Annotated in this window: 6 protein-coding genes; 4 read left to right on the forward strand and 2 right to left on the reverse strand. The window is 45.3% G+C overall.

Translation table 11 applies throughout. The features are described from left to right. The first annotated feature begins 1 nt into the window (after position 1). Entirely contained in the window at positions 2-1,180 is a 1,179-nt protein-coding gene (gene chrA, locus K0I62_RS03745; protein WP_220070191.1) for a chromate efflux transporter, read from the forward strand. A 239-nt stretch (positions 1,181-1,419) separates the two neighbouring features. Next, positions 1,420-3,084, forward strand: coding sequence for a methyl-accepting chemotaxis protein (locus tag K0I62_RS03750; protein ID WP_220070192.1), 1,665 nt, complete (start codon positions 1,420-1,422; stop codon positions 3,082-3,084). A gap of 107 nt (positions 3,085-3,191) precedes the next feature. Here K0I62_RS03750 and fdhF read toward each other — a convergent pair whose 3' ends face one another. Together fdhF and K0I62_RS03760 are read right to left on the reverse strand one after the other, a co-directional pair. After that, entirely contained in the window at positions 3,192-7,424 is a 4,233-nt protein-coding gene (gene fdhF / locus K0I62_RS03755; protein ID WP_220070193.1) for a formate dehydrogenase subunit alpha, read from the reverse strand. Between the two features lie 251 nt (positions 7,425-7,675). After that, a complete protein-coding gene (locus K0I62_RS03760) occupies positions 7,676-8,659 on the reverse strand; it encodes an ion channel (protein WP_220070194.1) in 984 nt (327 codons plus the stop codon). 405 nt (positions 8,660-9,064) lie between these two features. Here K0I62_RS03760 and prfB point away from each other — a divergent pair. Together prfB and lysS are read left to right on the forward strand one after the other, a co-directional pair. Further along, positions 9,065-10,163, forward strand: a protein-coding gene (gene prfB, locus K0I62_RS03765; protein WP_220070195.1) for a peptide chain release factor 2 whose coding sequence is annotated in 2 segments (ribosomal slippage) — positions 9,065-9,139 and positions 9,141-10,163 — 1,098 coding nt in all. Because the reading frame shifts where the segments join, the coding sequence is not laid out codon by codon here. A 12-nt stretch (positions 10,164-10,175) separates the two neighbouring features. After that, entirely contained in the window at positions 10,176-11,678 is a 1,503-nt protein-coding gene (lysS, locus tag K0I62_RS03770; protein ID WP_220070196.1) for a lysine--tRNA ligase, read from the forward strand. Positions 11,679-11,931 lie beyond the last annotated feature (253 nt).

Below are 11,931 nucleotides of genomic sequence, written 5' to 3' on the forward strand. Positions count from 1 at the left end.
GGTGTTGGCGATTTTTTGGCAGTTTTTTCTATTAGGCTTGATGAGTTTCGGTGGTCCTGCTGCTCATATCGGTTATTTTAAAAAACGTTTCGTCGATGAATTAAATTGGCTCGATGCCAATACCTATGCCAGTTTTGTCGCGTTAAGCCAGGTGATCCCAGGGCCTGGCTCTAGTCAGGTAGGATTTGCCATTGGCTACCATAGATTTGGCTTACTTGGCGGTATAGCGGCGTTTTTAGGGTTTACTTCTCCCTCCTTTGTGTTGCTGTTCTCTCTGGCTGTTTCCAGTGATCCTTGGCTCAATGAAAGTTGGTTTAATGGTTTGATCCATGGGCTGAAGTTGATGGCCGTAGTGGTTGTTTTTGATGCCGTCCTATCTATGTATAATCAGTTTTGTCGTAAACTAATAACTCGGATAATAATGATGTTGGCGGCTATTATCTCGTTATCGATTTCAACTCTTTGGAGTCAGCTGGGCATATTGTTCATTGCAGGCGCCATGGGGTATTATTTTTTATCTCCCCGTTCTTTAAATGCAACACTACAGCGTCATCAATCTGCTCAATCAATCAAATTTAATTACAAGTGGCTAGTTTTATTTGTATTACTGTTTGCGTTTAGCTTGCTGTTTATTGATCAGAATGAACCAATGAGTCAGTTATTCGCTCAATTTTATCAGGCAGGCGCTTTAGTTTTTGGTGGAGGCCATGTTGTGCTGCCATTACTAGAAATGACGGTTGGCCAGAATATGACTAGTGAACGTTTTCTTACTGGGTATGCGATGGCGCAGGCCGTTCCTGGACCGATGTTTTCAATTGCTGCTTTTCTCGGTGCCGAACTACTTAACGATACACCATTGTTAGGGGCTGTTATCGCAACAATAGCGATATTTTTGCCTGGTTTTTTGTTATTTTTAGCGGTATGTCACAGTTGGCAAAGCTCTCTTGAGCTTCCTTCAATACAAGGGGGGATCTCGGGAATTAATGCGGCAGTTGTGGGCTTGCTTGTGACGGCTTTTGTTACTCCGGTGATGAGCAGTGCTTTGACTTCTTTGGTTGATGTTCTCATTGTGCTGATTGGTTTTAGTTTACTTAAACTATTTAGGCTCAACATTATGTGGTTGTTATTTATTTTTAGCCTGCTTGGTATTAGTTCAAATTTAACACTGCTTCTTGGATGACATTATTTGCTTTATCTTAAAGCGTTCGATAAACAGAACGCTGCAATTAGTGTTAGGTGACTTGATCTATTTAACACTTTAATCTTATTGTATTAACTAACGTTGCTTTCTTTTGCTGAAGAGTGTTCAATCAGCCAAATTATTGATCTATTACCGCCTCAGTATAAATAATCACTGATATTCCCATTTATTAGCTATATTTTAGCTTGTAGATGCATCACTTGCCCCAGGAGAAAAAAATGTGGCAATTAAAAATGAAGAATAAGCTGCTGGTTTTTGCACTATCGCCCTTGATTTTAAGTTTTTTGTTTTTGGTTTCGATTACCTATAACCTCGAATCTAGTTCACTTGAAGAGAACATGACCACTTTTCGAGATAGTCTCTATAGCGAACGAAAGGCACAGTTAAAAGACCAAGTTGATATCGCATTGGATATCGTCGAGTACCAGTTAAGTCTTGGTTCTGCTGGGGATGTCAATAAAGCACTACGTAATGTCAAATTTGGCAGTGCGGGTTATTTCTATATTTACGATTTCGATGGTTTTAACCGTTTTCATGCAGTTAAGCCTGCATTAGAAGGTACTGCACAGATCGGTATGACCGATCCCAATGGTAAGAAAATTGTTGCGGGACTTATCGATTCGGCGAGGCGCAACGATGGATTCTTTAATTACGATTACTCTAAGCCTGGGGTCACAGGGCTAGTACCTAAAATTGGCTACTCCGCCACCGTGCCGGGTAAAGAGTGGATTTTGGGAACGGGCGCTTATACCGATGATATCGATGTTCAGGTGGATAGCTACCGCGATGTGATGACTAATCATATGAATGATAAAATCATGATGATTATCTTTATCGCATTTATTTTAGTCGCAGTAACTGCAGTGGTTATTTTAATTGCCGCACAGCGTATGGTTAATCCTATACATAACATGGTGCAAAACCTTGAAGATATCGCCAAAGGAGAAGGTGATTTAACCAAGCGTTTAAATGTTCATGGTAGTGATGAAATTGCCATGCTGGGTAGAGCGTTTAATCAATTTGTCGATAAGCTTCAGGGGATTATCAAAGATGTTGCCAGAGCCACCCTTGAGGTCAAAGGTGGCGCCGACAATATTTCAGCGCAAACTGCCGCCATGGCCGCACAGTTGATTAGTCACAATAATGAAACCGACCAAGTGGTTACGGCTATCACTGAGATGTCGGCGACAGCATCTGAAGTGGCAATGAATACCAGCCAGGTTGCAGAAGCGACCCATGCCGCCACTGATGATGTGAGTAATGCCCAGCAGTGTGTAGACAGCTCGTTACATGAAGTGTCTAACTTAATGTCTGAAATCGATACCGCAGCTAATCATATTAATTCGCTTAATGAGCAATCTCAGAGAATTAATAGCGTACTAAGCGTTATTGGTGGTATCGCAGAACAAACTAATTTGCTTGCACTTAATGCAGCGATTGAGGCGGCTAGAGCGGGAGAGCAAGGACGCGGTTTTGCGGTGGTTGCCGATGAAGTGAGAAGTTTAGCAAGTCGAACTCAGGCGAGCACTTTAGAGATTAATGAGATGCTGTCTGAGCTTCACAATCTGGTGTCGCTAGCGGTGACCAGTATGGAGTCGAGTCAGCAGAGCTGCCATCGTTCGGTCATCTCATCACGGGCGATTTCTGATAGTTTAGGTGCTGTCACCTCGGCGGTGACCTCTATCAACGATATGAGTACGCAAATTGCCACCGCAGCGACAGAACAAAGTTCGGTTACAGAAGAGATTAATCGAAACGTGTTTGCTATCCAAGATATCGTTAATGAGCTGTTGCAATCGAGCAACAATGCGTCTGATATTAGCCAAGGTTTGGCCAATGAAGGGCGTAACTTAGATAAGCTATTGGGACAGTTTAAGGTTTAGTTACTCTAAAGTGTAAAAGTAAAGGCCGCTATTTCATTAGCGGCCTTTTGTTGTGAGCACTGCTTTAACTACAGGCTTCTAGTCCTGTTTTAGTTCCGCTACTTTGACTATACCGCTTCGCTGTATTGTGCTTTTTCAACTTTCACCGCGCAGATCTTAAACTCAGGAATTTTTGCTACCGGATCGAGCACATTATTAGTGAGTTTATTGGCTGCCGCCTCGGCAAAGTGAAATGGTAAAAACAGCACGCCAGCTTGCGCTCGCTTAGTCACAAAAGCAGCAATATTAATCGCTCCACGCCGAGTAGAAAGAGTTAACATATCGCCATTGCTGAGCTGCAGTTTATCGGCGTCGAAAGCCGATATCATCACTCTAGGTGTCGCTAATTGGTTTAAGCCATCAGTCTTCCGAGTCAGAGTGCCTGTATGGAACTGTTCTAGAAGCCGCCCTGTCGACAGCATAAAAGGGTACTCTTTACAGGGCATTTCCGCTGGCAGTCTATAGCCTACAGGCGTCATAATTGCTCTGCCTCGGGTAAATTGCTCAGTATGTAAAATCGGAGTGCCGGGATGCCCTTCACTTGGGCAAGGCCACTGTATCCCTTCGCTAGTTATAGGGTTAGTTGCATCGAGGCTCTGCCAATTAATGCCGCGGTATTGTGGTGTGACTTGGTTGATCTCATGCCAAATTTGGCGCTCATCTTGATATGACCAATTGGCACCGAGTTCATTGGCGATATTATTAATGATCTGCCAGTCTTGACGAGCTTCACCCGGAGATGGGATAGCCGCTTGTAACTGCTGAACACGGCGCTCGGTATTGGTGAAGTGCCCCTGTTTTTCAGCAAAGCTCGCCGCAGGTAGCGCGACATCGGCAAGCTGAGCCGTTTCTGTCATAAAGATATCTTGAACTATCAATAATTCAGCATTTTTTAACCCTTTGAGTACATGGGCCTGATCAGGGTCGCTCAGAATCGGATTTTCCCCCATGACATAGAGCGCTTTAAGTTGTCCGTGAGCCAAGGAATGCATCATCTCGGTTGCGGCTATGCCAATGTTTGAAGGTAGTTCCTCGTTGTGCCAAGCGTTTCTAAAGCGGCGCTGTACCTTCGGGTCATCGACTTTTTGATAACCAGTAAAGTAGTTAGGTAGCGCCCCCATATCACAGGCGCCTTGTACGTTGCTTTGGCCCCGTAGAGGATTGATCCCCGCTCCCTCGACGCCTATGTTGCCGCACAGCAGTTGTAGGTTAGCAATAGCTGTGACATTGTCATGGCCACTGGTGTGTTGAGTGATCCCCATGGCGTAATAAACTGCCGTCTTCTTGGCAGTGCCAATCATCTTGGCAAGTAAGCTTATCTGCTCTGCACTGACACCGGTGATTAATGCCGCATTTTCAAGGCTGTAATCTGGTTTCATCACCTCATTGTATAGCGCGTTGTATCCATCGACACGGCGTTCAATGTAATCAAGATCGTGCCAATTATTAACAATGATTTGCTGCATTAAGGCATTAAGCAGCATGACATCTGAACCTGGGCGATGGCAAAGGTAAAGCTCAGCCTTGTCGGCAATACTGACTCGTTTTGGATCGGCAACGACGAGTCTTGCACCATGTTGGTCGATAGCTTGTTTTATCTTGGAGGCGATAATGGGATGAGCCACTTCAGTATCTGAGCCTAATATAAAGATGAGATCAGACTCTTTAATCGATGGAATATCGTTAGTCATGGCGCCACTGCCTAGGGCGTCTTGCAGAGCTGTTACCGTTGAGGCATGACACAAACGAGCGCAGTGATCGATATTATTGGTACCGATAACGCTTCTAAATAGCTTTTGAAATAGATAGTTATCTTCATTGGTGGCTTTGGCGGATGCAAGACCTGCGATGGCATCGCTACCATGCTGCTCTTTGATCTGCTTAAGCTTGCTTGCAATATAGGCGATAGCTTCATCCCAGCTTACTTCGACCAGTTGTCCCTGCTTGCGTAGCAGTGGAGTAGTTAGACGCTCAGCGCTATTTACAAAGTCAAAGCCAAATCGCCCTTTGACACACAGCATTCCCTCGTTGACAGGTGATGCTGCGTCGCCACTTATATGCAGTATTTTGTCGTTGGTTGGGTCGGTATGAAGGGTCATTCGACAACCAATTCCACAATAGGTGCAGATAGTGGATGTTTGTTTTAGTGCGGCCTTGCGCCCCTGGGCCTTGTCGCGCGCATCGGTTAGCGCGCCAGTTGGACAAACTTGAACACAGTTGCCGCACTGCACGCATTGACTGTCTGCCATTGTGGCAGTAAATCCGGCTCGAGGAGCCTGACGAAGTGTGTCATGTGGCGCCCCTTGCGGAATAGCCAGATAACTGTCGGCCTCAAAGCTGATTGCATTATGTCCAGCTTGTTGGTGGCACATGGCAACGCAGGCGCCGCAACTGATGCAGCGATTGGGATCAAAGTTGATAAAAGGTGAGCTGCTATCCTGGACAAAATGTCGGTGTTGCTCGCTGTCGAGTGTTGTGTTGTCGATACGATATTCACTAGCATAATCCCTGAGCTTGCAATCGGTGTTAGCTTGGCAGCCACATTCGAGGCAGCGAGCCGCTTCTGCAATGGCCGTTTCATCACTAAATCCAAGCTCAATTTCATCGAAGTTCTGCTGTCTCGCTTCTACTGAAAGTTCAGCCATTTTTGCTTTTTTTTGATTTAATCGCTGAGGAAAATGATGCGTATTTAATGGGGTTTGGCTGCGTTTTTCTGAGTTAAACGATTTTTGTGTGAGTTCACATGTGAGCTGGTCATTAAGCTGTTTTTGGATAGCTTCAGCGGCTTTCTTGCCATCTGCTACGGCGGCTACCGCTGTGGCGGGGCCTGTTCGAGAGTCACCGAGAACAAATAACTTTTCAATACCAGATGACATGGTGTGTTCGCAACCTGAGAAGGTGTTCCAGCGCGTTAGTGCGACTTCACCTGTAGACAACTGGCTTTCGGGGTGACCAAGAAACGCCATATCGGGTGTTTGTGATACCGCAGGGATCACCGTATCGAACGCCTCATTGAAGGTTTCGCCAGTGGCTTTAGGCGATCGTCGCCCCGAAGCATCTGCTTCACCGAGTGCCATTTTCTCGAAGGTGACGCTATTAATACGCCCATGACTGTCAGCATGATTCTCAATGGGATTAGTTAGAAAATAGAAGCGTACACCTTCGTGTTCAGCCTCTTCAATTTCATAATCTTCGGCAGGCATCTCATCACGAGTGCGTCGATAAACCAGTGTGACTTCTGCACCTTCTCTGAGAGCCGTGCGGGCACAGTCTATAGCCGTATTGCCACCGCCAATGACGGCGACTTTTTTGCCTGTGATGTAGTGTTTATCGGTGCAAAAGTCTCTCAGGTAATCAACCCCAAGGTAGCAGCCATCGAGCTCGACCCCTGGATAGTTCATCGGTACGGCTTTTTGCGCTCCAATGGCCAGGCAGGCGGCATCAAAAGAGTCCAATAGACCATTGAGGTGAATATCTCTTCCGAGACGAGTATTTGTTTGAATATTCATCCCATTTTTGCAGAGTAATTCGAGTTCTTGATCCAGTATCGCTTTAGGCAGGCGATACTCGGGAATGCCATATCTTAACCAGCCGCCAGCTTTGGGCATCGCCTCAAATACAGTGACCTCATGGCCAGCATTGGATAGATAAAAGCCGGCGCTTATTCCTGCTGGGCCGCTACCAATAATAGCGACTTTTTTACCCGTTGCAGGCGCTCTATTGGGAATGTAACTATCACCCTGCAGATCGATATCGGCCGCATGGCGTTTAAGTTGCCTTATGGCTAACGGCTCATCGAGTTCGCCTCGGCGGCATGCAGACTCACAAAATGCGGGGCATACGCGGCCGATAGATAAGGGCAGTGGTAAGGTATCTTTGATTATCTTGACTGCTTCTCGGTGATTGCCCTGAGCTATTTGAAATAGGTAGGATTGGACATCGACGCCTGCGGGGCAGGCTTGCTGGCAAGGAGCTTCACAATCGGCAAAATGATCGCTTAATAGTTGTTTTAGGGATGCTTGGCGGATCTTACTCAGTGCTGCTGAATGGGTAATGATGCTGACTGTTTCCGTTATCCTGGTTTCGCAGGCTTTGACCGTTGTTACTTCACCTTTGGAATTGGTCAATTCTACATAGCAGAGCCCGCAGCTCTGTTTATTGTTAATTGTGCTATTGCTGTGAGGTTGAGGTGTGTGGTGACACAAATTAGGGATTGTTATTCCTGCATTGGTGGCACAGGTAAGCAGGTTTTCACCTAAGGATGCATTAGCCGTTTTACCATCGAAACTGAGTTTTATCATTAATAGGGACCTTCATTAGATTCGTGAACTATGCTCGGCAATCCATGACCCTGAGTTAGTACATATAGAGATTAAGGCTTTGCTTGAGTATACCCAGAGCTGTTTTAGCGACAGGTCTTAGTAGTGCAAATTAATGCTGTTTGTGTGGTTGGGATCACGATAGTACTGAAGAGTGGGATCGTGTCGAGGCTTGCTGGGGTGGTTTGGTGAGCGCTATCTGATTTTGCCGCTAGGGCTGGCAGCATGAAGGTTTAACGTGTCATTTTTTTCACAAATACAACCACAAATAATGCGATGGTAAAGCTACCGGTAAAGGCTTCTATAGCGGCTATGGCCCTCGAATATCCTATTGGGGTAAAGTCACCATAACCTAAGGTGGTAAATGTAACGACAGAGTAATATAGGCAGTTAAAGAAGAGATTGAGGTTAGCGGAGAAACTGTTGCTCAATTTAAAAATATGCACATTACCATCATAGTTTAATCCCGTAAAAAGGTAGAGTAGCGCGCAGACAAAGATCAACCCCATTGAAAAAACGATAACTCTTATTGGGGCCTCACCATAACCACAAAAAATATCGATCATTTTCGATAGCATGCGAGAATAGCTGTATTTAGGCATTTGATGGCGGCGCATGGTGAGTTCTTTACGCAGGTAATCCCCTGCCATGGCGAATAACCCTTCACGTTCGGCGGCTTTACGTAGATCACGATAGATCTCTTCTGCCTGCTCAAAATAGTCGTCGGCGATTTCGTGCTCTCTAAGGCGATCGGCTTCGTTGGCTAAACGTTCTTGCTTGAGCACCTTACCCGTATGAATATTCTCTATTTTGGCCCCATTCCACTTTATACCAAGCAAGTTTGTATTCACTAAGTTGGCGCAGTGTACATTAGCTTCGCGCAGATCTGCTTTCATTAAGCTGGCATTTTGCAGATTGAGGTTAAACATGTGTGCGCCTTGCAAATTGGCGCGGTAAAGCTCGGCATGGCTCATGTCAAACCCGGTTTTTTGATGATGGCGCACTAAGTCTATGCCGGGAAGTTGTGCATGTTTAAGACTTATACCCCGAAGCATACCGCCGCTTCGAGCATACTCCTCGAGTCTGGCAATATCGTCAGGTTTATCTTTGATGATTTTGGGATCATGCCAGTAACACAAACCTGAAGGTTCTGCGGGCTCAGTGCATGAAAATCCTTCATCTTCGTGATAGCAACATTGGTTTCGCTTTTGGTCCATATTAATAAAGTATAGCTAGCAAATTTCAATTGGTGAGATGTGTCTTAGATCTTATAAAAAATTATGGCTAGCCCTTGAATATATGTTGGTTTTCGCTCACTCTCATTCTTAAGCTAAGTCGAGTAAATCAACAAACCAGAGTAGCTTTAATACAAAAGCGGATGAAATCGTCATTAAAGCATGGCAAGCAACTTGAGGTGGGCGCTGCCTAGATTAGTTTGGCTGCATTGCCGGTGATGCTTCGCAAAATGAAGCAAGGTCATGGTCTTTGGGTTATCAAAACAGCCAACTAAATAGCGCTAAAAACAAGCTGTAAAAAGTTCACTGCCCCTAGGCTAAAGCGGGTGATTGAGTTAAAATACCGCGTTTGCACTCCTGCCCATCGTTTTTTAAGTAGAAAAAGTCATGTTTGAAGTAAATCCAGTAAAATTTAAAATCAAGGAGTTGGCTGACCGTACCCAACTTCTTCGGGGGTATCTTTGACTATGATGCCAAGAGTGAGCGTCTAGAAGAAGTTAGCCGAGAGCTTGAAAGCTCTGAAGTGTGGAATGATCCTGATAATGCTCAGGCATTAGGAAAAGAGCGTGCTTCTCTTGAGGCTGTCGTCAAGACTATCGATGATATGGATAGTGGCTTGGAAGATATTGAAGGTCTTCTTGAACTTGCTATTGAAGAAGACGATGAAGAGACTTTTAACGACGCCTCTAGTGAGCTAAGTGATTTAGAAAAACGCTTAGAAGAACTCGAGTTCCGCCGCATGTTTTCTGGCCCTCATGATGCATCAGACTGTTACTTGGATATTCAATCTGGCTCTGGTGGTACAGAGGCGCAGGATTGGGCCAACATGGTCCTACGTATGTATTTGCGTTGGGGTGAAGCAAAGGGTTATAAGCCTGAGTTGATGGAAGTGACCGATGGTGACGTTGCCGGTATCAAAGGCGCGACCATTAAGTTTACTGGTGAATACGCGTTTGGCTCATTACGTACCGAAACGGGCGTACATCGCTTAGTCCGTAAATCACCATTTGATTCGTCAGGTAAGCGCCATACCTCTTTCTGTTCGGTTTTCGTCTATCCAGAGATTGATGATTCAATTGAAATTGACATTAATCCAGCGGATCTGCGTATCGACACTTATCGCGCGTCAGGGGCCGGAGGACAGCACGTCAACAAGACTGAATCGGCGATCCGTATTACCCATTTGCCGACCAATACCGTGGTGCAGTGCCAAAATGACCGTTCACAACACAAGAACCGTGATTCAGCAATGAAGCAGCTTAAAGCTAAGTTGTATGAGCTGGAGATGCTTAAGCAAAATGCTGATAAGCAAGCCGCCGAGGATGCTAAGTCTGATATCGGTTGGGGTAGCCAAATCCGCTCATATGTGCTCGACGATGCGCGCATTAAAGATCTGCGTACCGGTGTAGAGAATCGAAATACTCAGAGCGTCCTCGATGGCGATCTGGATAAGTTTATTGAAGCTAGCCTTAAATCTGGCCTTTAACGAGAGAAGAAGATGACTGAACAAACTCAAGACGAAAACAAGTTAATTGCAGAGCGCCGTGCCAAGTTGGAGCATGTACGCGCTTCTTGCCCTGCTAACGGTCACCCAAATAACTTCGATCGAAAACATAAAGCGGCAGATATCCAAGCTGAATTTGGTCACAAGACCAAAGAAGAGTTGGAAGGCATGAATATTCAGCGTTCTATTGCTGGGCGTATCATGGCGAAACGTGGTCCATTCTTGGTTATCCAAGATGTGAGCGGTCGTATTCAGGCCTATGCTGGTAAAGATGTACAGAAAGAGCTGAAAGAGAAATATCAAGGTCTCGATATTGGTGACATCATTGGTGTTACTGGTCAATTACACCTTTCTGGTAAAGGCGATCTTTACGTCAACATGGAAGAGTACCAATTACTCACCAAGGCGCTGCGTCCACTACCTGAAAAGTTCCATGGTCTAACTGACCAAGAGACTCGCTATCGTCAGCGTTATGTCGATTTGATCGTTAACGAAGAGTCTCGCAATGCGTTTATCATGCGCTCTAAAGTGGTATCTGCAATCCGTAACTTTATGATCAAAAAAGAGTTCATGGAAGTTGAAACGCCAATGATGCATAGCATTCCTGGTGGCGCATCGGCTCGTCCGTTCGAAACTCATCATAATGCGCTTGATATCGCTATGTATCTGCGTATCGCGCCAGAGCTTTACCTTAAGCGCCTAGTGGTTGGTGGTTTTGAGCGCGTATTTGAGATCAACCGTAACTTCCGTAATGAAGGTCTATCGCCTCGCCATAACCCTGAATTCACTATGATGGAATTCTATATGGCGTATGCAGACTATAAAGATCTAATGGATCTTACCGAAGAGATGCTCAGCTCTATCGCGATTGAGCTATGTGGTAGCGCACAGCTTCCGTATGGCGAGCATACTGTTGATTTCGGTGGTCCTTATGCGCGTTTAAGCATGCTAGACGCAATTAAGAAGTACAACCCAGACAATGAAACCATTCAGTCAATGACCTATGAAGAGGTCAAAGACGTTGAATTTATGCGTAACCTCGCTAAGAGCTTAGGTATGACAATCGAGAAGTTCTGGACCTGTGGCCAGTTACTCGAAGAGATCTTCGGTGAAACCGCTGAGCCTAAGCTGATGCAACCGACTTTCATTACTGGTTATCCAGCGGACATTTCACCGCTAGCGCGTCGTAATGATGAAAATCATTTCATCACTGACCGTTTCGAGTTCTTTATCGGTGGTCGTGAAGTGGCTAATGGTTTCTCTGAGCTTAACGATGCTGAAGATCAAGATAAACGCTTTAAAGCGCAGGTCGATGCTAAAGATGCTGGTGATGATGAAGCTATGTTCTATGACGCTGACTACATCACAGCATTAGAACACGGTTTACCCCCGACAGCGGGTCAAGGTATAGGTATTGACCGTTTGGTGATGCTGTTTACTAACACTCACACTATTCGTGACGTAATTTTATTCCCTGCAATGCGTCCTCAAGGATAAGCTTAGACAGGAGTTAAAAAACCAGCCAAATGGCTGGTTTTTTTATGTCTAAATATTTTGATACCAATCAGTTTAATACTAATCAGTATAAGAAAGTGATCGACTCAGCGTGTTTTTTGGCAGCTCATTCAAGGCAATGAATGATGGAATGGTTGTTCCCTTGTGAGGCCATTCAAGGCACTAGTCGGAAGGTAAAAAATGCGCCTAACAGACGAGTTTTAGCGCTTTTTATGCTGTGTTAACGGGTTTAAGC

The sequence above is a fragment of the Shewanella psychrotolerans genome (genome assembly GCF_019457595.1).
GTDB lineage: Bacteria > Pseudomonadota > Gammaproteobacteria > Enterobacterales > Shewanellaceae > Shewanella > Shewanella psychrotolerans.

Bases quoted from the DNA above. Each gene is read 5' to 3' on its own strand.
- K0I62_RS03750 (WP_220070192.1), top strand. From the start codon at position 1,420: ATGTGGCAATTAAAAATGAAGAATAAGCTGCTGGTTTTTGCACTATCG.
- fdhF (WP_220070193.1), bottom strand. From the start codon at position 7,424: ATGATAAAACTCAGTTTCGATGGTAAAACGGCTAATGCATCCTTAGGT.
- K0I62_RS03760 (WP_220070194.1), bottom strand. From the start codon at position 8,659: ATGGACCAAAAGCGAAACCAATGTTGCTATCACGAAGATGAAGGATTT.
- lysS (WP_220070196.1), top strand. From the start codon at position 10,176: ATGACTGAACAAACTCAAGACGAAAACAAGTTAATTGCAGAGCGCCGT.